Consider the following 24,291-nt stretch of genomic DNA (forward strand, 5'->3'; position numbering starts at 1 on the left):
TCAGCGCATCGCCTCGACCCCGGCGATGAACGCGTCCAGGTCGAACTCGAGCTGGTCGTCGCCGTAGTTGTCGACGCGGAGGTCGACGAGATCACGGAGAGCCCGGTATTCGTCGTCGGATGCCGCGAACGCGGACCGCAGGTGCTCGATCTGCGGGTGGCCGTGCGCACGGCCGGCCATGATGGCGTCGCGGGCGAACCCCTGGCAGACGCTCACCAGCAGGTGCATGCTGCGGCTGACGGTCACGGCATCGAAGCCCGCGCGCAGCATCCGCTCGGCGACGGTCTCCGCCGGTCCCACCACGGCGAGGTCGCGCGGCCCGACGAAGCGCAGATAGCCGATCCATGCGCCGGTGTCGCGCACGCTCGCCACGAGCGCCCGGGCGTATCCGCGACAGGCGTCCTGCCACGACGCCCCGAGGTCGAAATCGGCGGCGGCGAACCGGCGGCGGAACGCGTCGACGGCGAGCAGCTCCAGCAGGCTGTCCCGGTCGGTGACGTGATGGTTCAGCGCCTTGCGGTCGACGCCGAGCGCCGCGGCGACCTGCTGCATCGTGAGGGTCGCCGGGTCCAGGCCACGAGCCGCGGCGATGATCTGCTCGCGATCCAGCCCGGCTCGGCTGCCGCGCCCACGGCGCGGGGGCTCGATCGTCGCCATCGTCCTTCTTCCGTTCCGCGTGCGGCGAGGCTACCATTTCCCGTACGGGAATAAGTCTCCAGCGAAAGGACGCACCCCATGGCCGATCCAAAGGTCCTCACCGCCCACAGCACCATCGGCGAATGGCTCGACAGCGAGGTGGGCGGGCCGATCGTCCGCGGCCTCCTGGCGGCATCCGGTGCCGACGAGAACTCGCTGGCGCCCGTGCGGGGCCTGCCGCTGCAGCAGATGGTCGCGCTGAGCCAGGGCGCGATGCCCCAGTCGGTCATCGACGATCTGGTGCTCCAGGCGAACGGCGGCGTCATGCCCGAGGCCACGGACACCGGATGGGTGGAGCGGGCCGTCTCGGGCCGCTTCGCGGGCAAGACCGTCATCGTGACGGGCGCCGCGTCCGGCATCGGCAGGGCGACCGCCGCACGCATCGCCCGGGAGGGCGGACGCGTCGTGGCCACCGACATCTCCGAGGCGAAGCTCACCGAGTTCGCCGCGTCGCTGCCCGACGCCGAGATCGTCGTCGTCGCCGGCGACATCACGAAGCAGGAATCGGTCGACGCGATCGTCGCCGCCGCGGGCGACCGCATCGACGCCCTCGCCAACGTCGCCGGCATCAACGACGACTTCTCGCCGCTCGCCGAGACCAGCGACGCCATGTGGGACCGGGTCATCGCCGTCAACCTCACGGGCCCGTTCAAGCTGACCCGTGCCGTGATCCCCCCCATGGTCGCCGCGGGCGCCGGCGCGATCGTGAACGTCGCCTCCGAGGCGGGCCTGCGCGGCAGCGCCTCGGGCAACGCCTACACGACGAGCAAGCATGCCGTCATCGGCATGACCAAGAGCGCCGCCGTCATGTACGGCCCGCAGGGGCTGCGGATCAACGCCGTCGCCCCGGGCGGCGTGGCGACCGGCATCCCCTTCCCGGCCGGCGTGTCGGAGTACGGCCAGAAGCGGCTGAGCGAGTTCCACTCGCAGATCCCGAGCCTCGCGACCGCCGAGCAGCTCGCCGCCTCGATCACCTTCCTGCTGTCCGACGACGGCGTGAACCTCAACGGCGCGGTGCTGGCCAGCGACGGTGGCTGGTCCGCTCAGTGACTCCCGAGCGGATGCCGCTCCGCCCCGCGCCTACGCTGGAGGAGTGGCATCCGTTCTGAACATCTCCGCCTACCTGTTCACGCAGATCGCCGATCCGGCGGCTCTCCGGCCGGTCCTGCGTGAGCGCGCGGTCGCCCGGGGGCTGAAGGGCACCATCCTGCTGGCGGAGGAGGGGATCAATCTCTTCCTCGCCGGCGGCGCCGACGATCTCCGCGCGTTCGTCGACGAGCTGCGGGCGGACGCGCGGTTCGCCTCGCTGACGACGAAGGAGAGCTGGTCGTCGGAGCAGCCGTTCCAGCGGATGCTCGTCAAGCACAAGCGCGAGATCATCCGCATGGACCGCCCCACCGTGCGTCCCGCGGCCGGCCGGGCGCCCGCCGTCGATCCCGCGACCCTGCGCCGCTGGCTCGAGCAGGGGCGCGACGACCGCGGCCGCGACGTCGTGCTGCTCGACACCCGCAACGCCTTCGAAGTGGACCGAGGGGCGTTCGCCGGGGCGGTGGACTGGCGCATCGAACGGTTCACGCAGTTCCCGGACGCCGTGGCCGCGCACCGGGACGAACTCGTCGGCAAGACCGTCGTGAGCTACTGCACCGGCGGCATCCGCTGCGAGAAGGCCGCTCTGCACCTGCGGGACGAGGGCATCGATGCGCTCCAGCTCGAGGGCGGGATCCTCGGATACTTCGAGCAGGTGGGCGGCGCGCACTTCGAGGGCGAGTGCTTCGTGTTCGACGAGCGCATCGCCGTCGATCCGCGCCTGGCGCCCGTCGGCTGACCGCTCGCTGCCGCAGCGCTGCGCCATGTCCGGCCCGCTCGCTAGGGTCGACCCATGCACCGGCTCAGCAGGGACGAGGCGCGCCGCATCGCCGTGCGGGCGCAGCTGCTCGACGCCGACCGGCCCGGCGACGTCGTCGAGGTGGCCGAGCAGCTCGGCGCGATAAAAATCGATCCGACCGCCGTCATCGCGCCGAGCGAGCACTCGATCTGCTGGTCGCGGCTCGGCTGGGTGTACGAGCCCGGACACCTGACGAAGGCCGTGGAGGTCGACCGTCAGCTGTTCGAGTACGACGGCCACTTCCGGCCGACGAGCGTGCTGCCGTTCCTGTGGCCGCTGATGCGCACGAGGCGGCTGCGGGCGTCGACCCGTGACTACCTCGACGCGAACGCCGCCTTCCGTGCCGACATCCTGAAGCGACTCGGGCGGGACGGGCCGCTGCTCGCCGCGGACATCCCCGACACCAGTGCGGTGCAGGCGCGCGACGAGAGCGGCTGGTACGGCGCCAACCAGGTGCCGCGGATGCTCGAGCTCCTCGCCTACCTCGGCCAGGTCGCGGTGTCGGGACGCGTCGGACGCCAGCGGGTCTGGGACCTCGCCGAGCGGGTGTACCCGGCGGGGCTCGCCGAACCGTCGGTCGACGAGGCCGAGTCGGCGCTCGCCGAGCGGAGACTGCAGGCTCTGGGCATCGCCCGGGAGAAGTCGAGCTGGAGCGGCGTCGCGACGGCGGGCGAGCCGGCCACGGTGGCGGGGAGCACCTGGAGATGGCGGGTCGACCCGGCGGCGGTCGCCGCGCTGGACGACGATCCGGGCGGTCGCGCCGCCGTGCTGAACCCCTATGACCGCATGCTGTTCGACCGGCCGCGCCTGACCGAGCTGTTCGACTTCACGTTCGTGCTGGAGCAGTTCAAGCCGAAAAGTCAGCGCGTGTACGGCTACTTCGCGCACCCGATCCTCGTCGGGGATCGCTTCATCGGACTGCTGGACGCCGCGCTGGACAAGAAGAAGGAGAACCTCGTCGTCGGCGCGGTCCACGAGCTCGTCCCGTTCGACGACGACGAGCGCGAGATGGTGCATGCCGAGATCCGTGAGCTCGGCGAGTGGATCGGCGTCCCGGTCCGCGGCCTCGACGCGTGAGAGGGGATCGGATGCCGTCCCTACCGGCATCCGATCCCGCCATGTCCCGCTGGTCGGACTGGTGTGCGATGCCCACGCGCGGCCGGGCCCGTCCGGCGACGCTCTTTCTTCCCCCCGGAAGGGGCACGCAGGAAAAGCGTACGTAACCGGACGCGCTTTCCCTCATCGGATGACGGAATCGGACATCTCGACGCGATCCGCACCGTCGTCGCCGGCCGGGACGATGCGGCGCGGGGAGGCGCCGACCGCCTCGGCACACCACCGGGACGGTCGGCGGCGCCGAGCGCCTACGCTCGGATCATGATCTTCCGCACCTTCGACGACGGCGCCGTCCTGCGTGCCGCGGCGCCCGGCGACGAACCCGGCATCCTCGACGCGATCCAGGCGCTCGCGGTGTACGAACGCGAGCCGGATGCCGTGGCGAACACCGTCGACGCGCTGCGGGCGAGCCTGTTCGGCGCAGAACCGCGCGTGTTCGCGCACGTCGTGGAACGCGACGGCGCCATCGTCGGCATCGCGATCTGGTTCCTCACCTACTCCACGTGGACCGGCCGGCACGGCATCTGGCTCGAGGACCTGTTCGTCGACGACGCGCAGCGCGGCCGCGGCTACGGCAAGGCGCTGATCGCGTCGCTCGCGGCGCTCGCCGCCGAGCGCGGGTACTCCCGCCTGGAGTGGACTGTGCTCGACTGGAACGCGCCGTCGATCGCCTTCTACCGGGCGATCGGCGCCGAGCCGATGGCGGAATGGACCACGCAGCGCATGACCGGCGACGCCCTGGCGCGACTCGCGCGCGCCTGACCCGCGGAGGGCGGAAGGCCTAGCATTGCAGGGCGGAGGTGGAGCGATGGTCCAGGTGAAGGTGGCAGGGGTGGCGGTGGACGCCGTCGGCGATCACGTCATCCTCCTCAAGCCGGTCGACGCGCTGCCCGGCGAGGGCCGTGTCCTGCCGATCTGGATCGGCGCGCAGGAGGCGACCTCCATCCTCATCGCCGTCGAGGGCGCGGAGGCGCCCCGCCCGCTCGCGCACGACCTGATGAGGGCGATGCTGACCGCGCTCGACGCGAAGGTGGCGCGGGTGGAGGTCACCCGGGTCGAGGACGGCACGTTCTTCGCCGAGGTGACACTCGCGGCATCCGGCGTCGTCACGCTGGACGCACGTCCGTCCGACGCGGTGGCGCTGGCCAGCCGGACCGGCGCGCCGATCTTCGTCGCCGACGACGTGCTCGACGAGGCGGGCATCGTCGACATCACCGCGGATGCGGTGGAGGAGGACGCCGAGGAGAACGTCGAGGAGTTCAAGCGGTTCCTCGACGACGTCGACCCGGACGACTTCCGCGAGTGACGCGGATCGCTCAGCCGATCGGCTCGATCGAGACGGGCTCGCCGACGCCGGAGAAGTCCTGGGTGATGCTCGAAGTGTGACCGAGGAAGCCGGTCGTGGACGACGCGCTGACCGGAGTGAAGTCCTCCGCGAAGAAGACGGTGTAGCTGTCGATCGGGATGTCGTACCACGAGAACGGGGCCGTGCTCCGAGCGCGAACGGCGGTCACGGCGTCGCCGCCGGCAGGGCTGAGCTCCTCGGTCTCGCTTCCGATCTCCCACGTCTCGCCGGCGGCGATGAAGTCGGCGATGAAGCCGGGGTCGGAGAACACCCGGTACAGCTCGCCGGTGACTCCCGCCAGCTGCTCGTCGGGGTCATCCGACTCGGGATCGCCGACGACCGGACCGTCACCGGAGTCGAGCATCATCACGCCGTCGACGAAGCTCATCGCGACGGCGCCGTCGCCGGTCTCGAGCTCGCCCGAGAACGCGAAGTCGGGGCGGTGGCGGTACTGCACGGTTCCGCCGAGCTCGTCTCCGCTCAGGGTGAGGGTGCCGGTGTCGGCCAGGACGAGCGCCGCCTGCAGGCACGGTCCCAGATCCTCGCCCGAGACGGTGCCGCCGGGCGGGACGGTCAGGGACTCGCACTCCACGGGGACGTCGTCGGCGGCGGTCGCGGTCGGCGTGGGCGCCGCCCCGGTCTGCGTCGGGGACGGCGAGGCGACCGTCGTGTCGGATGCCGCCGGAGCCGGCTCGGCGGTGCCGGTGCACCCGGCGAGGGCCAGGAGGGCGACGGCGGTGAGGGCGGCGGCGGGGATTCCTGCGGTCGGGCGCACGTGCGGTTCCTTGCTGTGGGGGATCCGACGAGCCTAGCGCCCTAACAGAGCCCGTCCCGGCTCCGCAAGGGGCTGGGGATGGGCGCGGCGCCGACCGAGGATGGACATCCCGACGAAAGGATGGGCTAATGGCCAGCATCATCGAGACCATCGATGTCAACGTGCCCGTGACGACCGCGTACAACCAGTGGACGCAGTTCGAATCGTTCCCGCACTTTCTGAGCTACGTCCAGTCGATCTCCCAGATCGACGACACCACGACCCGGTGGAACGTGAAGATCGGCGGCGCTGAGCGCGAGTTCACCGCTCACATCACCGAGCAGCACCCCGATGAGCGGGTCGCCTGGAAGAGCGTCGACGAGGATCACGCCGGCGTGGTGACGTTCCACCGGCTCAGCGACACCGAGACCCGCGTGACGGTGCAGCTCGACTGGAAGCCCGAGGGCTTCGTCGAGTCCGTCGGCGCGGCCATCGGCATCGACGACCACGCGGTCAAGAAGGACATGCAGAAGTTCAAGGAGTTCATCGAGTCCCGCGGCGCGGAGACCGGTGCGTGGCGCGGCGACGTGAGCTGAGCCCGCCGGATCGGCGCGAGCGACGAGCGACCCGGAGGCTGCGGCCGCCGGGTCGCTCGTCTGTTTCCGCGGGGGTGTCAACCCGGTGCGGCCCCGCGGGCGACGTGACACGGTGGGGGCATGACGAATCTCAGCACTCCTGACCGCGCCCGCCTGCTGCGGGACCTGCACGCCGCGCCCGAGATCCTCCGGGTCGTGAACGTCTGGGACGTCATCTCCGCGAAGGCGGTGCTCTCCCTCCCCGAGACGCGGGCGCTGGCCACGGCCGGTCACTCCATCGCGGCGTCGTTCGGCCACGACGACGGCACCATCCCCCTCGAGACCACCCTCGACATGGTCGGCCGGATCGTCGCCGCCGCCGGAGACGTGCCCGTCAGTGCCGACCTGGACGACGGATACGCCGACCCCGCCGACACCGTCCGCCGCGCCATCGGGGTCGGTGTCGTCGGCGCGAACATGGAGGACCGGCTGCGGCCCCTCGACGAGTCCGTCACCCGTGTCGCGGCGGCGGTCGCGGCCGCCGACGCCGAAGGGGTGCCGTTCGCCCTCAACGCGCGCACCGACGCGCTCGTCCGCGGCGGCGGGCGCCCGCTCGACGAGTCGATCGCCGATGCGATCGCCCGCGGGCGCGCCTTCCTCGATGCGGGCGCCGACGTCGTGTTCGTCCCCGGCGTCCTCGACGCCGAGACGACGGAGCGCCTGGTCGAGGGCATCGGGCGCGTCAGCGTCATCGGGCTCCCCGGCGCGCTGACCGCCGCCGAGTACGAGAAGCTCGGCGTCGCGCGCATCTCGTACGGTCCTCTCACGCAGCGCGTCGCGCTGACCGCGCTGCAGGACGTCGCGAAGAGCCTCTACGCCGACGGCGCGATCCCCGAGAGCACGCGCGCGCTCAACTGACCGCGCGGCCCGGATGCCGCGTGAGGTCGGCGGCATCCGGGCCTCACCCGTGGCGGAGTCGATAGTCTTCGGGCAATGGAACTCGGGGTCTACGCGGTCGTCGCGGTCGCGGTCATCGTCGGCGTGGCGGCCTTCGCCAAGAGGCTCGGGGTCGCCGCGCCCCTCGTCCTGGTGGTGGCCGGTGTCGGTCTGTCCTACCTTCCCGGGATGCCGGACATCGAGGTGCCGCACGAGGTCATCCTCGACGGCCTCCTGCCGCCGATCCTGTACGCGGCGGCCATCAGCGTCCCGATCATCGACTTCCGGCGGAACCTCGCTCCCATCACGAGTCTGTCGGTCGTCCTGGTGGTCGTGACCGCGTTCGCGACCGGCGCGCTGCTGTTCGTCCTGCTGCCCGATCTCAACTTCGCGGCCGCGGTGGCCCTCGGCGCCATCATCAGCCCGCCCGACGCCGTCGCGGCGACATCCATCGGACGACGCCTGGGTCTTCCGCCGCGACTGCTGACGGTCCTCGAGGGGGAGGGCCTCGTCAACGACGCCACGGCGCTCGTCCTGCTGCGCTCCGCCATCGCGGCCGCCGCGGGCGGTCTCGCCTCGCCGTGGGAGGCCGTCGGGGACTTCCTCGCCGCGGTCGCCGTCGCCATCGCGGTGGGCCTCGTCGTCGGGTGGATGACCGTGTGGGTGCGCTCGAAGCTGTCGGACCCGGTGCTCGACACGGCGCTGTCACTGGCCGTGCCCTTCGTCGCGTTCATGCCGGCAGAGCAGCTGAACGCCTCGGGGGTGCTCGCGGTCGTCGTGGCCGGGCTGTACACCGGCCACGCCGCACCCGCGCGGTTCTCGCCGCAGTCCCGGATCAGCGATCGCATCAACTGGCGGACGATCCAGTTCCTCCTCGAGAACGGCGTCTTCCTCCTCATCGGCCTCGAGATCCGGACGCTCATCGACGCCGTGGACCCCGAGATCCTGGGGGTCGGCGACTCGATCGGCATCGGACTCGTCGCGACCCTCGCGCTCGTCGTGATCCGGTACGTGTGGATCGGTCCGCTCGTGTACGCGCTCGGGCGCCGGACGCGGCGCGCGGAGCGGCGCACGTACCGGCATCTGCTGGCGCTGTACCACTACCGGACGCATCCGGTCGCCTCCCGGCGCGAGGCGATCGCGCGCAATCGGCTCGAACGGGACTACGTCCGCCGGCGTGCCGACCTCGAGACGCAGCGGCAGGAGAGCATCGACTGGCGGGGCGGTGTCGTCCTCGGCTGGTCGGGGATGCGGGGGGTCGTGACGCTGGCGGCCGCGCAGTCGCTGCCCGAGGAGACGCCCTACCGGCCGCAGCTGATCCTGATCGCCTTCACCGTCGCGGTCGTGAGCATCCTGCTGCAGGGCGGGACGCTGCCCTGGCTCATCCGGAAGCTCGGGGTCCAGGGCATCGACGCGGCGGAGGACCGCCGGGACTTCGCCAAGCTGCTCGAGACGCTCAGCGAGGCGGGTCTCGCTGCGCTCGACGACGAGGTGGATGCGCGTGGCGAGACCCTCGACCCGGAGGTGGTCGAGCGCGCCCGGCAGTCGTCGTTCCTCAACACGGAGGCCGCATGGGAGCGCGCCGGCCGGAGTCGCGACAGCGACACCCCGCACCGCGTCTTCCGCGAGCTGCGCCTGCGGATCGTGGCCGCCGAGCGCGAGAAGATGCTCGAGCTCCGAGCCACCGGAGCCTACCCCTCGCGCATCCTCGCCGAGGCGCAGGTCATGCTCGATCAGGAGGAGACCCGCCTCGCCCGGCGTCCCGGCGGTGCGGGGCACTGAGCGCCCGGGAGGCGCCCGCGGGCGAAATGCGGTGCTCCGGCTCTGATACGATCGTCCTTTGGAAGCGTGTCCGAGCGGCCGAAGGAGCATGGCTGGAATCCATGTAGGCGGGGTAACTCGTCTCGCAGGTTCAAATCCTGTCGCTTCCGCTCTCAGAAGCCCCGCACCGGGTCCCGGTGCGGGGCTTCTGCCGTGTGCGGGCGGCGAGGATGCGGCGACGTCCGCTCACGCCTCGGCGGGAGCGGCCTCGGCGAAGGTGGAGCCGGGCCGGACGATCAGCGAGCGCGGCAGCCGGAGCGCGAGGGTCCGGTCGTTGGGCCGTGCGCGGACGAGCAGCGCCCGTCGGATCGCCGCGGCATCCGTCACCAGTGCGTCCGTCGCGACGGTCGGGCGCCGACCCGGAGCGGCGTAGCTCGCGTGCTCCACGGCCGAGACGAGGCGGCCCATCTGCGCCTCCGGGGCGCCACGGCGGACCAGCCGCGCCCCGAACGCTCGCGGGGACTCCGCGCCGGGCACGGCGATGCCCACGTCGATGGCGGCGTCCTGAACGAGACGCCACACGGCTCCGACATCGCCCTGGCGTGCGCGCCGCTGCAGCGTCGCCTCTCGGCCGCGGCGCAGCAGCCCCGGCGTGGCGAGGATGAGCAGCACCCCGCCGACGACCGCGAGGAACGGCGCGAAATCATCGAAGCCCGGCCCCGACGAGGCGGCGCCGGCGGCGATGTCGTCCTCCTGCTCGCGTTCGGCCGCGCCCGAGGAGGCGCTCGCGCTCGGGGTGGTCGTCGGTGTCGGGGTCGGATTCTCGTCCGACTCCGGTGCGTCGCCGCTGAGGAACCGCTGGGCGGAGCCGAGGCTCTTCGTCGGCTCGAACGCCACCCAGCCGATCCCGTCGAAGAGCACCTCCGGCCACGCGTGGAGCTGGGCGGTCGTCGCCTCGTACACGCGATCGCCGTCCACCTCCTCGTCGGTGCTGACACCGGGCAGGAAGCCGACCACGACGCGGGACGGCATGTCGAGGGTCCGGGCCATCAGGGCGAAGGCGGAGGCGAAGTGGACGCAGTAGCCGGCGCGGACGTCGAGGAAGCGGCTGACCGCCTCGACGCCGGACCCGTCGAAACCCTCCTCGACGGGCGCCTCGAGCGAGTAGTCGAACTCGTTCCCCCGGAACCACGACTGCAGCGCGAGGAGGCGGTCGTAGTCGTTGCCCGCCTCGGCCGTCACCTCGGCGGCGAGCTCGGCGACGTTGTCGGGCGTCGCGACCGGGACCCGCAGCAGGTCGAGGTCGTCGGTCACGACGCCCGCGTCGCGTGCCCGCTCGATCGTCGGCCGCGCGACCCGGGTGACGACCGTGTACTCCTGCCCGCCTGCGGCGACCTCGGAGGAGCGGACGGTGCCGTTGCCCGGCAGAGCCTCCCAGCTGCCTTCGAGTCCTTCGATGGACACCGCCGGGTACGGCACCGGCAGCCAGGACGAGGCGAGGTCGAGCACCTGGACCCCGGTGGTGTACTCGACGACGCGGACGTCCTCGCCGACGGGGGGAGGTGTGATGCCGCCGTCGCCGAGGGGGACGGGCACCTCCCGATCGGGCCGCCACGATTCGCCGTCCATCCCGGTGAGCGTCGCCACGCGCAGGTACGGCGGCGAGGGCGCATCGCCCCAGAGCCGGAGGACCGGGACCTCCGTCGGGCGGCGCAGGTCGTCGCCGAGATCGAGGTTCGCGTTGATCGCGGTGCCGCCGATCCCGCCGCCGCTCGCGACCGGGCGGGGGATCGTCGGCGCCGCCACGACCGAGACGACGATGGCCACCGTCGCGATGACGGCCGACACGGCGCCGATCCCGGCGGCGGGGCTGCCGGCCGCGCGCGGGACGCGGGACCGCGTCTCCGCCCGGATCAGCCACAGGATGGTCGCCGCGAGCAGGATGAACGCCCAGAGGTTGACGTCGCGCGGCACCGCGAGGGTCGGGATGAGCCACACGGCGATCAGGGCGACGGACGCGAGGAGCGGCATCCGCGCCGTGAGCACGACGTGATCGAGCGCAATCGCGAGCAGCCCCACCGAGCCGACGATGAGGAAGGTCAGCGCGGCCCCGGCCTCGAGCGGCGCGACACCGACCGCGATGTCGTTCGCGGCCGCCTCGAGCAGCGGCGGCACGCGCTCGAGCGCGTCCGGCGTGGGGATGACGGCGAGCAGCGCCGCATCGGCGAAGAAGATCCCGGTGACCAGCGCGACCCACAGGACGGTCTCGAGCAGGGTCACCGCGACCGCCGGGGCGGACAGGCGACGGGCGAGGTAGCCCGCCGTCAGCACCACGCCGAACACGAGCAGCGACAGCGGCAGCCACAGCCCGGGGACGACGACGCCCAGCAGGGGCAGCAGGGCCGTCGTGAGCGCGGCGAACAGGCCGACGGTCGAGAAGCCGTCGTAGCGGCGCCGGGCGGCGCGATCGGGCTCAGCCGACACGGATGCCACCCCGCTCCGTCATATCGGCCCACAGTCGAGCGGCCTCGTCCGCGGGTTCGAGCGCGGTCGCCCGCCACCCGGCCGTCTCGGCCGCACGCAGTCCGTCCGGCGCGGCGCCGACGGCGATCAGCACCGGCAGCGACGTGTGCGTCACGATGGGGGCCAGGGCGGCGGCATCCGCCTCGTCGACCGGACCCGTCACGACCACGACCGGACCGAGGGTGAGACCGGCGAACAGGGTGGCCGCGTCGGCGAGGCTCCCGTCGCGGCGGGCCGTCAGGGTCGCGAAGGCGACCATCATCGCCTCGACGGCGGTCATGTCGTCGGCGTCGATCGTCTCGACCAGCTCGGCGCCGTCGGTGTCGACGACCGCGACGGTGTAGCCCTCGTGGACGAATCGGGCGACGGCTGAGGCGACCGCCGACACCGCCAGCTCGAAGGCCGGGTCCTCACCGGGTGCGCGGAGCGCGTCGCGGCTCCAGCGCGGCAGCGACCGGTCGAGGACGACGACCGCCTCGGGGTTCGATTCCTGCTCCTCCTGACGCACCATCAGCTCGCCGCGGTGCGCGCTGGCGCGCCAGTGGATGCGGCGCATCGAGTCGCCGGGGAAGTACGCGCGCGGGATGAGGTTGTCGGCTCCCTGTCCGAGGCGGTCGGTCGCCGCCTGCATGCTGCCTCCGGCATCGCCGGGGAGGTCCTCCAGGGAACCGAGCTCGATGAGGGCCGGGGTGACGGTGAGGGGGACGGCGCCGCCCAGGTGCTGGGTGCGCCGCGCGAAGCCGAACGGATCGGTCGTCGTGACGGTGAGCGGCCCGACCGGGCGGATCCCGCGGCGGGTCGCGCTCACCCGGTACATCAGGTCGACGGTGTGACCGCCGGCGACGAGCCCCGACCGGAGCCCCGGGAAGGCCCCCGTCGCATCGCCGGTGACACCGCTCGCGAGTCGGTCGTGCCAGACCCCGGCCACCGTCGGCAGGAGGGTGCGGCACTGCACGCGCGCGTGGACGTCGAGCTCGCCGCCGACGCCGACGGTCTCGGGGGAGAACGACCGGCGCACGTGGTCGGGGCGGTGACCGAGGTACAGCGACCCGATCGCGACGGCGACGGCGGCCAGGAGCAGGACCGCGAAGAAGACGAGAGCCGGCACCGAGAAGGCGTGGGCCAGCGCGAACGAGAGGACGCCGAGCAGCACCGCGCCGGTTCCCCGGAGCGTGAGCGGCCAGCGCGTCATCGTCGTCGTCCTCCCTCGTCGTCAGTGGGCGGCCAGGGGCACCCGGACCGATGATGCGATGCCCTGAAGGGCGTGCGACACCGCTTCGGTGCCGCTGCGGCCGCGCGAGACTCCGCTGCCGCGCGCCGCGATCAGACGGTGCGCGAAGACCGGCTCGAGCAGCGTGACGAGGTCGTCGGGGATCACGAACTCGCGGCCTTCGAGGGCTGCCCAGACCTTCGCGGCGCGCACCAGCTGCAGCGTCGCGCGGGGGCTCGCGCCCAGCCGGAGATCGGGATGGGCGCGCGTGGCGCGGGCGAGCCCGACCGCGTACTCCTCGACGGACGGTGACACGTGCACGCTCCGCGCCCAGGCGATGAGCTGCGCGATGCGGTCCGCGGTCGTCACCGCCGTGAGGGCGTCGAGCGGGTTCGCGTTGTCACGCTGACGGAGCATGAGGGCTTCGTCCGCGGCATCCGGGTAGCCCATCGAGATGCGCATCATGAAGCGGTCCCGCTGCGCCTCGGGGAGCGCGTAGGTCCCCTCCATCTCGAGGGGGTTCTGCGTCGCGACGACGAGGAACGGATCGGGCAGCGGACGGCTCGTGCCGTCGACGCTCACCTGTCGCTCCTCCATCGCCTCGAGAAGCGCCGACTGCGTCTTGGGGGAGGAGCGGTTGATCTCGTCGGCGATGACGATGTGCGCGAAGATCGCGCCCGGCTTGAACTCGAACCGGCGATCCATCGGGTCGTAGACGCTGACACCGGTCACGTCGCTCGGCAGCAGGTCGGGGGTGAACTGGATGCGGCGGACGGTCGCATCGATCGTCGCGCCCAGCGCCCGGGCGAGCATGGTCTTGCCGACGCCCGGCACGTCCTCGATGAGCAGGTGGCCCTCGGCGAGCAGGCAGACGAGCGCGGCGCGCACGGCTGCCGGCTTCCCGTCGATGACCCTCGAGATGGATGCCGCGATCGCGTCGGTCGTCTGTGCGAAGCCCCCGCCGTCCACGGGCATCGCGATCGTCGGCTGATTGTCGTCGGTCATCCGTCTCCCCTTGCGGCCTGCGCATCCTCGCGTCAGGACCGATGCTAACCCGCCCGCCGAAGGCAGGGCCCGACGTCGGGTAGACTTGCAGCAGCTCTCCGCGAGACGGCATCCAGGCCAACTCCCCCAGGACGGAAACGTAGCAAGGGTAACCGGGCTCTGCCGGGTTCGCGGAGAGTCTTTCTTTTCCCCGGAGGAGCGGGCGCCGGAAGGCCGCCGCCCGGTTTTGCCCGGCTTTCCCCAGGCCGCTCGAGGCTGCCCCCGCCTAGGCTGGGGCCGTGGCGAAGAGCATCTACATCACGTCAGCCCAAGGTCATTCGGGAAAGTCGACGATCGCCCTCGGCGTGCTCGACACCCTGATCCGGAAGACGCCGCGGGTCGGGGTCTTCCGCGCCATCGCGCGCTCGACCGAGGAACGCGACTACGTCCTCGAGATGCTCCTCGACCACGACGGCGTGGACCTCGGGTACGACGAGTGCATCGGCGCCACCTACGACGAGGTGCGCGCCGATCCCGACGCCGCCCTCGGCCGCATCGTGGAGCGGTACAAGGCGGTCGAGGCTCAGTGCGACGCCGTCGTCATCGTCGGCAGCGACTACACCGAGGTGGGAAGTCCCGCCGAGCTCGGCTACAACGCCCGCATCGCCGCGAACCTCGGCGCGCCCGTGCTCGTGGTGCTCAGCGGTCAGCACTCCGATCCCGAGGCGCGCGCCGAGCGGGCCGGGCTCACGCCCGAGCAGATCGGCAACCTCGCGACCCTCGCGCTCGCCGAGGTCAAGCACGAGCGCGCCGGCATCTTCGCGGTCGTCGTGAACCGCGCCGATCCCGAGCGCCTCGCCGACATCGTCGCCGCGGTGCGGGCCACCCCGGCAGCACGCGGCGACATCGGTGTGTGGGCGGTGCCCGAGGACGCCTACCTCACCGCCCCGTCGGTGCGCGATGTGGCGCGCTCGCTCGGCGCGACCCTCGTCCAGGGGGAGGACGCGCTGCTGGACCGCGAGGTCCTGCACATCGTGGTGGCCGGCATGTCGCTCAACAACGTGCTGCCGCGGCTCGAGGAGGGCGCGATCCTCGCGGTCGCGGCCGATCGCACCGAGGTGCTCCTCGCCGCTCTCCTCGCGCACGCCTCCGGAACCTTCCCCGCACTGTCCGGGATCGTCCTGTACGGCCCGTTCGACCTGCCCGAGCCGGTCGACCGGCTCATTCAGGGACTCGAGTCGAACCTGCCCATCCTCACGACCGATCAGGGGACCTTCGAGACCGTCCGCGGCATCATGGGCGCCCGCGGCCGCCTCGCCGCGCAGTCTCAGCGGCGCTACGACACGGCCCTCGCGCTGTTCGAGGGGAACGTCGACACCGAGGACCTGACCCGGCGGATCGGCGTCGCCAGCTCGACCGTCGTGACGCCGCTGATGTTCCAGTACCGCCTCATCGAGCGGGCCCGCTCGGCGCGGCGGCGGATCGTGCTGCCCGAGGGCGAGGACGACCGCATCCTCCGCGCCGCCGCGACGGTGCTCGCACGCGGGATCGCCGACATCACGATCCTCGGCGAGCCCGTCGAGGTGCGCTCGCGCGCCCTGGAGCTCGGTCTCGACCTGCAGGATGCGGAGGTGCTCAGCCCGTTCGACGCCGTCCACGTCGACAAGTTCGCGTCGGAGTACGCCCGGCTGCGCGCGCACAAGGGCGTCACCTACCGGCAGGCGGCCGACACGGTGACCGACGTGTCGTACTTCGGGACCCTCATGGTCCACCTCGGCCTGGCCGACGGGATGGTGTCGGGGGCCGCGCACACCACCGCCCACACGATCCGGCCGGCCTTCGAGATCATCAAGACCAAGCCCGGCGTGAACGTCGTCTCGAGCGTCTTCCTGATGGCGCTCGCGGACCGTGTCCTCGTCTACGGCGACTGCGCGGTGATCCCCGATCCCACCGTCGAGCAGCTCGCCGACATCGCCGTCTCGTCGGCGGCGACGGCTGCGCAGTTCGGCATCGAGCCGCGCGTCGCGATGCTGTCGTATTCGACGGGCGAGTCCGGCTCGGGGGCCGAGGTCGAGAAGGTGCGTGACGCGACGGCCATCGTCCGGGAGCGGGCACCCGAGCTCCTGGTCGAGGGACCCATCCAGTACGACGCCGCCACCGACGCCGCCGTCGCGGCCACGAAGATGCCCGGATCGGACGTGGCCGGACGTGCCACGGTGTTCGTCTTCCCCGACCTCAACACCGGCAACAACACCTACAAGGCGGTGCAGCGCTCCGCGGGCGCCGTCGCGATGGGGCCCGTGCTGCAGGGACTCAACAAGCCGATCAACGACCTCTCCCGCGGCGCTCTCGTCGAGGACATCGTCAACACCATCGCCATCACGGCGATCCAGGCGCAGAACGCCGAAGGAGCGCCGGAATGACCCCCGTCCTCGTCATCAACAGCGGCTCGTCCTCCTTCAAGTACCAGCTCATCGACGTCGAGACCGAGCGCGCGCTCGCGTCCGGGCTCGTCGAGCGGATCGGCGAGCGGATCGGCGAGCCGGTCGGCGCCGCGACGCACACCGTCCTGTTCGCCGGCGACGGGCCGATCGTCGCGGCGACTCGCGCCACGTCGTCGCGGGAGCTGCCGATCCCGGACCACACCGCCGGATTCGCCGTCATGCTCGACGCGTTCGCCGCGCACGGTCCGTCGCTCGAGGAGGCGAGCCCCGTCGCGGTGGGCCACCGGGTCGTCCAGGGCGGCGCGCGGTTCTTCGAGCCGACCCTCGTCACGCCCCTCGTCGAGATCAACATCGACGAGCTCGGAACGCTCGCGCCGCTGCACAATCCCGGCGCTGTCCAGGGCATCCGAGCGGCCCGCGCCGCGTTCGCGGACATCCCGCACGTCGCCGTCTTCGACACGGCCTTCCACCAGACGATGCCGGCGGCGGCCGCCACGTACGCGATCGACGCGGCGCTCGCCGAGAAGCACCGCATCCGCAAGTACGGCTTCCACGGCACGAGCCACAAGTTCGTGAGCGAGACGGCTGCGGCGTTCCTGGATCGCCCTCTGGGGGAGCTCCGTCAGATCGTCCTGCATCTCGGCAACGGCGCCTCCGCCACCGCCGTCGACGGGGGCGTCTCGGTCGACACCTCGATGGGACTGACGCCGCTCGAGGGCCTCGTCATGGGAACGAGGTCGGGGGACCTCGACCCGTCGGTGCTCGGCGTGCTCGCCCGGCGCGAGGAGATGAGCTTCTCCGACCTCGACGCCCTGCTGAACAAGCGCAGCGGCCTGCTGGGGCTCGCGGGCGTCTCGGACATGCGCGACATCGAAGCCCGCCGGGCGGGCGGCGACCCGAGGGCCACCCTGGCATTCGACGTCTACATCCACCGCCTCCGCGCCTACATCGGCGCGTATCTCGCCCAGCTCGGCGGCGCGGACGTCATCTCGTTCACGGCGGGGGTGGGCGAGAACTCGTCCGAGGTCCGTGCCGCCGCGCTCGAGACCTTCGGATTCGTCGGCGTGCGCATCGATCGGAGCCGCAACGAGGCGCCGGGGCGCGGCATCCGTGTCATCTCGGCCGACGACTCCGCGATCACCGTTCTCGTCGTCCCGACGAACGAGGAGATGGAGATCGCCCGGCAGACCCACGCCGTCGCCGTCCGCTGACGGGAACGGGCTGACGGCCCGACGGTCTTCCCGTCGGAGGCGACCCCGATACGCTGGATCAGTGACGATGGACGAGCTTTCCGATCTCACCGCGTGCGACGGTGTGCTGTTCGACCTCGACGGTGTGCTGACCCCCACCGCCGAGGTGCACATGCACGCCTGGGAGGCGATGTTCACCGAGCTGTTCACGGCCTGGGGCATCGAACCGGCGTACAGCGAGCAGGACTACTTCCAGTACCTCGACGGCAAGAAGAGGTACGACGGCGTCGCGAGTCTGCTGCGCTCGCGCGACGTCGAGGTGCCCTGGGGGGACCCGGGCGATCCCGTGACCGCGGACACCGTGTGCGGCATCGGCAACCGCAAGAACGTGGTGTTCGAGAGGGTGCTCCGCGCCGAGGGCATCGCGCCGTACCCGGGCTCGCTCGCGCTCGTGCAGAAGCTGCAGGATGCCGGCATCCCGATCGCCGTCGTCTCCAGCTCGAAGAACGCCCGCGAGGTCCTGACGGCCGCGGGCATCATCGACCGCTTCCCGGTGATCATGGACGGCGTGGTCGCCGAGCAGGAGTCGCTCGCCTCCAAGCCCGCCCCCGACGTGTTCGCGCGCGCCGCCGAGATGCTGGGGGTCGACCCCGCCCGCAGCGCCGCCGTCGAGGACGCCCACTCCGGCGTGCAGTCGGCCGTGGCGGCGGGTTACGGCCTCGTCATCGGAGTCGACCGCGGCGCCGGCGCCGCGACGCTCCTCGAGATGGGCGCGCACGTGGTCGTCGACGACCTCGCGGCGCTCGTCTGACGACACTCCCTCGCCGTTACGCACCCGAACCCGAACCCGAGCCCGTTCTCCCGTCCCTGTAAAGGCCTTCCATGCTCGATCGTCTCCGCTTCCCCGTGGACCCGTGGCGTCTCGTCGAGACGTCCTTCTCGCTCGACGACGTCGGCGTCACCGAGACGCTGTTCGCGGAGGGCAACGGCTACCTGGGACTGCGCGGCAACCACCCGGAGGGGCGCCACGGCCACGAGCACGGCACCTTCATCAACGGGTTCCACGAGGTCTTCCCGATCCGGCACGCCGAGCAGGCGTTCGGCTTCGCCGAGGTCGGCCAGACCATCATCAACGCGCCCGACGCCAAGATCATGCGCGTGTACGTGGACGACGAGCCGCTCGCGCTGGACATCTCGGACCTGCGCGAGTACGAGCGGGCGCTCGACATGCGCCGCGGCGTCATGACCCGGCACGTGCGCTGGCTGACGCCGAGCGGCAAGGACGTCGTCATCGACTTCGAGCGCATGGTGTCGTTCGAAGAGCGGCACCTCGCGATCATGCGGCTGTCGGTCACCGTCCTCAACGCCGACGCCCCCGTCACGGTGAGCTGCCAGATCGTCAACCGCCAGGACGGCGAGGACGTGTACGGCGGCACGACCCGGCTGGGCAAGCAGGCGGCCGCGGGCTTCGACCCGCGCAAGGCGGAGCGGATCCCCGACCGCGTCCTGCAGCCCCAGGAGTACTGGCAGACCGGCATCCGGTCGGCGCTGTCGTACAAGGTCACCGCGTCGGGGATGACCCTCGGCGTGGTCGCCGACCACATCGTCGAGACCGAGAACGAGTACTCCGCGCGCTCGCTGATCGAGCCCGACATCGCCAAGAACGTCTTCCGCGTCCAGGCCCGTCGGGGCGTGCCGGTCACGATCACGAAGGTCGTGGCGTACCACACGTCCCGCGGCGTCCCCGCGCATGAGCTCGTGGACCGAGGTCGACGCACCCTCGACCGGGTCGAGAGCGAGGGGATCCAGACGCAGTTCGACCGCCAGGAGGCCTGGGTCCAGGCGTTCTGGGACCGGTCCGATGTCGTCATCGAGGGCCACGACGAGATCCAGCAGGCCACGCGGTGGTGCCTGTTCCAGCTCGCCCAGGCCGCCGCGCGCGCCGACTCGATGGGCGTCCCCGCGAAGGGCATGACCGGGTCGGGCTACAGCGGTCACTACTTCTGGGACACCGAGGTCTACGTCCTGCCGTTCCTGGCGTACACGACGCCGCTCTGGGCGCGGAACGCGCTGCGGATGCGGTACCTCATGCTGCCCGCGGCCCGCCGACGCGCCGGCCAGCTCAACGAGGCCGGCGCCCTCTTCCCCTGGCGCACCATCAACGGCGAGGAGGCCTCGGCCTACTACGCGGCGGGAACCGCGCAGTACCACATCAACGCCGACGTCGCGTTCGCGCTCGGCAAGTACGTCCGGGCGACCGGCGACACCGAGTTCCTGTACCGCGAGGGCGCCGACATCCTCGTCGAGACGGCACGACTGTGGGCGACGCTCGGGTTCTGGCGCTTCAACGAGTCCGGCGACCCCGAGAGCTTCCACATCCACGGCGTGACGGGGCCCGACGAGTACACCACCGTCGTCAACGACAACCTGTTCACGAACGTGATGGCCCGGCACAACCTGCGCTACGCCGCCCGTGTCGTCCGCGAGCTGGCGATCGACGACCCGCAGGCCTACCAGGCCCTCGTGCAGCGTCTCGACCTCGACGCGGCCGAGCCCGAGGCATGGCAGGCCGCGGGCGCGGCGATGCACATCCCGTACAGCGACGCCCTCGGCATCCACCCGCAGGATGCCGTCTTCCTCGAGAAGGAGGTGTGGGACCTCGAGAGCACCCCCGAGGATCAGCGTCCGCTGCTGCTGCACTTCCACCCGCTCGTGATCTACCGCTACCAGGTGCTCAAGCAGGCCGACGTGGTCCTCGCGCTCTTCCTGCAGGGCAACCAGTTCACGCCGGCCGAGAAGCTCGCGAACTTCGAGTACTACGACGCGCTGACGACGGGGGACTCGACGCTGTCGGCCGTCGTCCAGTCGATCCTCGCGGCCGAGGTCGGCTACCAGGACCTCGCCCTGGAGTACTTCCTGGAGTCGGCGTTCGTCGACCTGGGCGACCTGCACAACAACGCGGCGGACGGCGTGCACGTCGCGTCGGCGGGCGGCGTCTGGACGGCCCTGGTGTCGGGCTTCGGCGGCATGCGCGACCACCGCGGCACGCTCAGCTTCGACCCCCGCCTGCCGAAGGACTGGCCGTCGCTGTCGTACCGGCTACAGTGGCACGCCACCCGTCTGAGCATCACCGTCCGGCGCGACGAGATGATCGTCCGGGCGGACGACGGCGGGCCCGTGTCCTTCACGGTGCGGGGCGCCGGCTACACCGTCGCCGCCGGCGAGACCGTCACCGTGCCCCTCGACGGCCAGGGACCGGTCATCGCCGGCCGGCCGACGCTGCGCAAGATCGGCGAGCAGCTGCGCGAGGACGGCACCCTGCTGTCGGCGTCGATCCCGGATGCCACGGCCGCGACGTCCCTGCCCACGATGACCGGCACGATCCCGGTGATCAGCGCCGACATCGCTCCGGCGCCGGCGGCATGGCGCGATCCGGATGAACTGGACGGCCGGACGCGCGCGATCCCGACGATCGACGCCAGCGACATCGGCGGGGGCAGCTGAGCGCGACGGGCCGCGCGAGCGATCACCGGGTGCGGGCCGGGTCCCGGCGCTCGGCGACGATCGCGCGCGCGGCGTCGCGCCCGGCGCGGTTCGCACCCACGGTCGACTGCGACGGGCCGTAGCCGATCAGGAACAGCCGCGGCTCATCGAGCGAGCGCGTCCGGGCGACGCGGATCCCGCCGGCCGGGGTCCGGAGGCCGAGGGGCGCGAGGTGGGCGATGTCGGCGCGGAAGCCGGTGGCCCAGAGGATGACGTCCGCCGGGTGGAACGACCCGTCGGGCATCCGGACGCCGTCCGGTTCGATCGCGGTGAACATCGGATGCCACACCAGGACGCCCCGGTCCTTCGCCGCCTGCGCCCACGGCGTCCAGCGCTGGCCGGTGACCGAGATGACACTGCCCGGCGGGAGGCCCTGCCGCACCCGCGCCTCGACGCCCGCGATCGCCTCGATGCGCGCGGCGGTGTCGAACTCGCCGGCATCCCAGCTCGGCTCGGTGCGCGACACCCAGAAGGTGTCGGCGACGCGGGAGATCTCGTCCAGCAGCTGAACGGCCGAGATCCCGGCGCCCACGATCACGACCCGCCGACCGGCGAACCGGGCGGCGTCGACGTAGTCGTGGACGTGCAGCTGCGTTCCGGCGAACGTGTCCTGACCCGGGTAGTGCGGCCAGAACGGCCGTCGCCAGGTGCCGGTGGCGTTGATGACGTGGCGGGCGGCCCACGTGTGCGGGCCTGCCGGCGTCTCGGCCTCGACGAGCAGGCGGCCGCGGGGGTCGTCGTCCGCGCGCCGGACGGCGCGCACCCGGACCGGGCGCCGGACGGCGAGCCCGAAGCGCTCCTCGTAGTCGGCGAAGTACGCCGGCAGGACGTCCCGGCTGGGAGCATCCGGATCGGCCGGCGGGACGGGATGGCCCGGCAGCTCGTGGATGCCGTTCACCGACCCCATCCGGAGCGACTCCCACCGGTGCTGCCACGCTCCGCCGGGACCGTCCTCGGCGTCGAGGACGACGACGCCCGGCTCGTCCGCCGGGGCCGGCACGAAGCCGCGGCGCTGCAGGTGGTAGGCGGCGGACAGGCCCGCCTGACCCGCGCCGATCACGGCGACGTCGACGGGGGAGGTGGTCACGGCGGGAGACAACGCCCGGTGGGGGCGAACCTGTTCCCGGGGTGCCGCGGAGGCAGCGACGCGTGTCGGTCCCACGCCGTAGTCTGGAAGCGTGACCACCGCCCTGTACCGCCGCTATCGTCCGGAGACCTTCGGCGAGATGATCGGACAGTCGCAGGTCACCGATCCGCTCATGACCGCCCTCCGCAGCGACCGGGTGGGCCACGCCTACCTGTTCTCCGGTCCGCGCGGCTGCGGCAAGACGACGTCGGCGCGCATCCTGGCGCGGTGCCTCAACTGCGCGCAGGGCCCGACCGACACCCCGTGCGGCACGTGCGACAGCTGCGTCGAGCTGAGCCGCGACGGCGGCGGATCGCTCGATGTCGTCGAGATCGACGCGGCATCGCACAACGGTGTCGACGACGCCCGCGACCTCCGCGAGCGGGCCGTGTTCGCGCCCGCCCGCGACCGGTTCAAGATCTTCATCCTCGACGAGGCGCACATGGTGACGGCGCAGGGCTTCAACGCCCTGCTGAAGCTCGTCGAGGAGCCGCCCGCGCACGTCAAGTTCATCTTCGCGACGACCGAGCCCGAGAAGGTCATCGGGACGATCCGCTCCCGGACCCACCACTACCCGTTCCGTCTGGTGGCGCCCGCGGCGATGCTCGAGTACATCGAGCAGCTGTGCGCCGCCGAGCGGGTGCAGGTCGAGCCGGGCGTGCTGCCGCTCGTCGTCCGTGCCGGCGGCGGGTCGCCGCGCGACACGCTGTCGCTCCTCGATCAGCTCATCGCCGGTTCCGACGACGGCGTCGTGGGCTACGAGCGCGCCGTCTCGCTCCTCGGCTACACGCACGCCGAGCTCCTCGACGAGGTCGTCGATGCGTTCGCCGCACGCGACGCGGCGGCCGCCTTCGGCGCGGTCGACCGCGTGGTGCAGACGGGCCAGGACCCGCGTCGCTTCGTCGACGACCTGCTCGAGCGGCTCCGCGACCTGATCATCGTCGCCGCGACCGGCGCGGGCGCGAGCGCCGTGCTGCGCGGGGTGCCGGCGGACGAGCTCGAACGCATGGGACGCCAGGCCGCCGCGTTCGGGACCGACCGCCTCTCGCGGATCGCCGACCTCGTGGTGACCGCCCTCGACGACATGACCGGCACGACCGCGCCGCGTCTGCAGCTCGAGCTGCTGGTCGCGCGCGTGCTCGCCAGTGCCGACGGCGGGGCGGCGCTCGGCGCCGTCGCCGCGCCGGCCCCGGTGGCGTCCGCACCGGTGCCCACCCCCGCGGCGGCGCCGGCGCCCGCCGCCGAGCCCGCGCCGGTCGCGGCGGCACCGGCCGCGGACGTGCCCGCTGCTCCCGTCGTGCCGGCAGCGGCGCCGGCATCCGTTGCCGCTCCGTCACCGGCCGAGACGGCGCTCCCGGATCCGCCGGTGCCGACCGGCCCGGTGACCTTCGCGCAGGTCCGGGACGCCTGGCCCGAGGTGCTGCGCCGCCTCGAGGACATCAGCCGCACGTCGTGGATGATCGCGAGCGCCTCGCGTCCGGTCGCCTACACCGACGACGACGTGCTGACGCTGTCGTTCCAGAACCACTCCGACATCCCGTCGTTCAAGAAGCTCAGCGCCGGCAAGGGGCCGAGCGAGGACCTGCGCGTCGCCATCCGGTCGGTGCTCGGCGTCCGCGTGAAGTACCTGACCCGGCACGACGCGGACCCCACGCCGCCGCCCCCGGGGAGCGTGGGTCCGGACGGTCCCGACGACCCCGGTCCGAGCGGGGCGCCGCCCGCGGGTCCGACCGGTGGTGCCTCGCGGGCGAGCTCCGGCACGGCCGAGCCTGCGCCCGGACGGGGCACGGCGCCGTCGGCCGGCGCACCCGCGCCCCGGTCCGCGCCGGTGACCGAGTGGGCCGTCGCGCCGATCCCCTCCGACGAGCCGCCGGCTGCGCAGTTCGCCGTCGATGACGAGCCCGAGGACGTCGCCTCGTCGCCGGTGCGCACCCTGACGGTGCAGCGCGAGGGCGACGTGATGACGGCCGGAGCGTCCGAGCCGATCGTCGACGACGATGACGACGACGACGTCCCGCCGCCGCCCGACGACGACGCGCCGCTTCCGCCGAGCGTCGCGCCCGCGCGCCTGATGCCCGAGCCGCGCGCCGCACGGGCGCCGGGAGGCATCGAACGGGTCGGCGAGGCAGCCGTCCGTCAGCTCCTCGGCGCGAAGTTCGTGAGAGAAGAGCCGTACACCCCGCCGACGAGGTTCAACTGATCC

At 72.3% G+C, this 24,291-nt stretch carries 19 protein-coding genes, 1 tRNA gene and 1 other RNA gene; 15 read left to right on the forward strand and 6 right to left on the reverse strand.

The window, feature by feature from the left end:
- Positions 1-657, reverse strand: a complete 657-nt coding sequence (locus tag AB3M83_RS05000; protein ID WP_412945613.1) for a TetR family transcriptional regulator — start codon at positions 655-657, stop codon at positions 1-3.
- Positions 658-735: 78 nt separating this feature from the next.
- Between AB3M83_RS05000 and AB3M83_RS05005 the strand changes: the two genes are divergently transcribed.
- The 5 genes from AB3M83_RS05005 (at position 736) to AB3M83_RS05025 (ending at position 5,003) form a co-directional block, all read left to right on the forward strand.
- A complete protein-coding gene (locus tag AB3M83_RS05005) occupies positions 736-1,746 on the forward strand; it encodes an SDR family NAD(P)-dependent oxidoreductase (protein ID WP_412945614.1) in 1,011 nt (336 codons plus the stop codon).
- A gap of 43 nt (positions 1,747-1,789) precedes the next feature.
- A complete protein-coding gene (locus tag AB3M83_RS05010) occupies positions 1,790-2,521 on the forward strand; it encodes a sulfurtransferase (RefSeq protein ID WP_412945615.1) in 732 nt (243 codons plus the stop codon).
- Positions 2,522-2,575: 54 nt separating this feature from the next.
- The gene (locus AB3M83_RS05015) at positions 2,576-3,658 is read left to right on the forward strand and encodes a DNA glycosylase AlkZ-like family protein (RefSeq protein WP_412945616.1); all 1,083 of its coding nucleotides are present in this window, start codon (positions 2,576-2,578) and stop codon (positions 3,656-3,658) included.
- A 300-nt stretch (positions 3,659-3,958) separates the two neighbouring features.
- Positions 3,959-4,459: a GNAT family N-acetyltransferase gene (locus AB3M83_RS05020; protein ID WP_412945618.1), complete on the forward strand. Its 501-nt coding sequence runs from the start codon at positions 3,959-3,961 to the stop codon at positions 4,457-4,459.
- Between the two features lie 46 nt (positions 4,460-4,505).
- Entirely contained in the window at positions 4,506-5,003 is a 498-nt protein-coding gene (locus tag AB3M83_RS05025) for a bifunctional nuclease family protein (protein ID WP_412945620.1), read from the forward strand.
- Positions 5,004-5,013: 10 nt separating this feature from the next.
- On the opposite strand, the gene AB3M83_RS05030 is transcribed toward AB3M83_RS05025, so the two are convergent.
- Positions 5,014-5,817 carry a hypothetical protein gene (locus AB3M83_RS05030; protein WP_412945621.1) on the reverse strand — a complete coding sequence of 268 codons (804 nt, stop codon included), beginning with the start codon at positions 5,815-5,817 and terminating at the stop codon, positions 5,014-5,016.
- A 128-nt stretch (positions 5,818-5,945) separates the two neighbouring features.
- On the opposite strand from AB3M83_RS05030, the gene AB3M83_RS05035 reads away from it, so the two are divergent.
- The 4 genes from AB3M83_RS05035 (at position 5,946) to AB3M83_RS05050 (ending at position 9,238) form a co-directional block, all read left to right on the forward strand.
- The gene (locus AB3M83_RS05035; RefSeq protein ID WP_412945622.1) at positions 5,946-6,392 is read left to right on the forward strand and encodes an SRPBCC family protein; all 447 of its coding nucleotides are present in this window, start codon (positions 5,946-5,948) and stop codon (positions 6,390-6,392) included.
- A 120-nt stretch (positions 6,393-6,512) separates the two neighbouring features.
- The gene (locus AB3M83_RS05040) at positions 6,513-7,289 is read left to right on the forward strand and encodes an isocitrate lyase/PEP mutase family protein (RefSeq protein ID WP_412945623.1); all 777 of its coding nucleotides are present in this window, start codon (positions 6,513-6,515) and stop codon (positions 7,287-7,289) included.
- Positions 7,290-7,364: 75 nt separating this feature from the next.
- Complete coding sequence (locus tag AB3M83_RS05045; protein ID WP_412945624.1) at positions 7,365-9,089, forward strand: cation:proton antiporter; 1,725 nt, start codon at positions 7,365-7,367, stop codon at positions 9,087-9,089.
- Between the two features lie 60 nt (positions 9,090-9,149).
- Positions 9,150-9,238 (forward strand) — tRNA-Ser (locus AB3M83_RS05050).
- 76 nt (positions 9,239-9,314) lie between these two features.
- Here AB3M83_RS05050 and AB3M83_RS05055 read toward each other — a convergent pair.
- The 3 genes from AB3M83_RS05055 to AB3M83_RS05065 are packed head-to-tail and all read right to left on the reverse strand — an operon-like array spanning position 9,315 to position 13,806.
- A complete protein-coding gene (locus AB3M83_RS05055; RefSeq protein ID WP_412945625.1) occupies positions 9,315-11,552 on the reverse strand; it encodes a transglutaminase TgpA family protein in 2,238 nt (745 codons plus the stop codon).
- Positions 11,542-12,783, reverse strand: coding sequence for a DUF58 domain-containing protein (locus AB3M83_RS05060; protein ID WP_412945626.1), 1,242 nt, complete (start codon positions 12,781-12,783; stop codon positions 11,542-11,544). The genes AB3M83_RS05055 and AB3M83_RS05060 overlap by 11 nt, the downstream gene beginning before the upstream one ends.
- A 21-nt stretch (positions 12,784-12,804) precedes the next feature.
- The gene (locus tag AB3M83_RS05065; RefSeq protein WP_412945628.1) at positions 12,805-13,806 is read right to left on the reverse strand and encodes an AAA family ATPase; all 1,002 of its coding nucleotides are present in this window, start codon (positions 13,804-13,806) and stop codon (positions 12,805-12,807) included.
- A gap of 89 nt (positions 13,807-13,895) precedes the next feature.
- Between AB3M83_RS05065 and ffs the strand changes: the two genes are divergently transcribed.
- The 5 genes from ffs (at position 13,896) to AB3M83_RS05090 (ending at position 20,923) form a co-directional block, all read left to right on the forward strand.
- An RNA gene (gene ffs, locus AB3M83_RS05070) (signal recognition particle sRNA small type) lies at positions 13,896-13,992 on the forward strand.
- A gap of 92 nt (positions 13,993-14,084) precedes the next feature.
- Entirely contained in the window at positions 14,085-16,208 is a 2,124-nt protein-coding gene (pta, locus tag AB3M83_RS05075; protein WP_412945630.1) for a phosphate acetyltransferase, read from the forward strand.
- The gene (locus AB3M83_RS05080; RefSeq protein ID WP_412945631.1) at positions 16,205-17,440 is read left to right on the forward strand and encodes an acetate/propionate family kinase; all 1,236 of its coding nucleotides are present in this window, start codon (positions 16,205-16,207) and stop codon (positions 17,438-17,440) included. The genes pta and AB3M83_RS05080 overlap by 4 nt, the downstream gene beginning before the upstream one ends.
- Before the next feature lie 67 nt (positions 17,441-17,507).
- The gene (locus tag AB3M83_RS05085; protein WP_412945981.1) at positions 17,508-18,230 is read left to right on the forward strand and encodes an HAD family hydrolase; all 723 of its coding nucleotides are present in this window, start codon (positions 17,508-17,510) and stop codon (positions 18,228-18,230) included.
- Between the two features lie 71 nt (positions 18,231-18,301).
- Positions 18,302-20,923 (forward strand): glycoside hydrolase family 65 protein, encoded by a 2,622-nt coding sequence (locus tag AB3M83_RS05090; RefSeq protein WP_412945633.1) that lies wholly within the window; start codon positions 18,302-18,304, stop codon positions 20,921-20,923.
- Positions 20,924-20,945: 22 nt separating this feature from the next.
- Here the strand turns inward: AB3M83_RS05090 and AB3M83_RS05095 are convergent, their stop codons facing one another.
- The gene (locus tag AB3M83_RS05095; RefSeq protein WP_412945634.1) at positions 20,946-22,049 is read right to left on the reverse strand and encodes an FAD-dependent oxidoreductase; all 1,104 of its coding nucleotides are present in this window, start codon (positions 22,047-22,049) and stop codon (positions 20,946-20,948) included.
- A gap of 91 nt (positions 22,050-22,140) precedes the next feature.
- Here AB3M83_RS05095 and AB3M83_RS05100 point away from each other — a divergent pair, with 91 nt between their 5' ends.
- A complete protein-coding gene (locus tag AB3M83_RS05100; protein ID WP_412945635.1) occupies positions 22,141-24,288 on the forward strand; it encodes a DNA polymerase III subunit gamma and tau in 2,148 nt (715 codons plus the stop codon).
- The last annotated feature ends 3 nt before the right edge of the window (positions 24,289-24,291 follow it).

Source organism: Microbacterium pasadenense (assembly GCF_047246565.1).
Taxonomy (GTDB): Bacteria; Actinomycetota; Actinomycetes; order Actinomycetales; family Microbacteriaceae; genus Microbacterium.

What these genes read in the sequence shown, in the direction of transcription:
- AB3M83_RS05000 (WP_412945613.1), bottom strand. Translation starts at nt 657, where the DNA reads ATGGCGACGATCGAGCCCCCGCGCCGTGGGCGCGGCAGCCGAGCCGGG.
- AB3M83_RS05005 (WP_412945614.1), top strand. Translation starts at nt 736, where the DNA reads ATGGCCGATCCAAAGGTCCTCACCGCCCACAGCACCATCGGCGAATGG.
- AB3M83_RS05015 (WP_412945616.1), top strand. Translation starts at nt 2,576, where the DNA reads ATGCACCGGCTCAGCAGGGACGAGGCGCGCCGCATCGCCGTGCGGGCG.
- AB3M83_RS05020 (WP_412945618.1), top strand. Translation starts at nt 3,959, where the DNA reads ATGATCTTCCGCACCTTCGACGACGGCGCCGTCCTGCGTGCCGCGGCG.
- AB3M83_RS05025 (WP_412945620.1), top strand. Translation starts at nt 4,506, where the DNA reads ATGGTCCAGGTGAAGGTGGCAGGGGTGGCGGTGGACGCCGTCGGCGAT.
- AB3M83_RS05035 (WP_412945622.1), top strand. Translation starts at nt 5,946, where the DNA reads ATGGCCAGCATCATCGAGACCATCGATGTCAACGTGCCCGTGACGACC.
- AB3M83_RS05040 (WP_412945623.1), top strand. Translation starts at nt 6,513, where the DNA reads ATGACGAATCTCAGCACTCCTGACCGCGCCCGCCTGCTGCGGGACCTG.
- AB3M83_RS05045 (WP_412945624.1), top strand. Translation starts at nt 7,365, where the DNA reads ATGGAACTCGGGGTCTACGCGGTCGTCGCGGTCGCGGTCATCGTCGGC.
- AB3M83_RS05060 (WP_412945626.1), bottom strand. Translation starts at nt 12,783, where the DNA reads ATGACGCGCTGGCCGCTCACGCTCCGGGGAACCGGCGCGGTGCTGCTC.
- AB3M83_RS05065 (WP_412945628.1), bottom strand. Translation starts at nt 13,806, where the DNA reads ATGACCGACGACAATCAGCCGACGATCGCGATGCCCGTGGACGGCGGG.
- AB3M83_RS05080 (WP_412945631.1), top strand. Translation starts at nt 16,205, where the DNA reads ATGACCCCCGTCCTCGTCATCAACAGCGGCTCGTCCTCCTTCAAGTAC.
- AB3M83_RS05085 (WP_412945981.1), top strand. Translation starts at nt 17,508, where the DNA reads ATGGACGAGCTTTCCGATCTCACCGCGTGCGACGGTGTGCTGTTCGAC.
- AB3M83_RS05090 (WP_412945633.1), top strand. Translation starts at nt 18,302, where the DNA reads ATGCTCGATCGTCTCCGCTTCCCCGTGGACCCGTGGCGTCTCGTCGAG.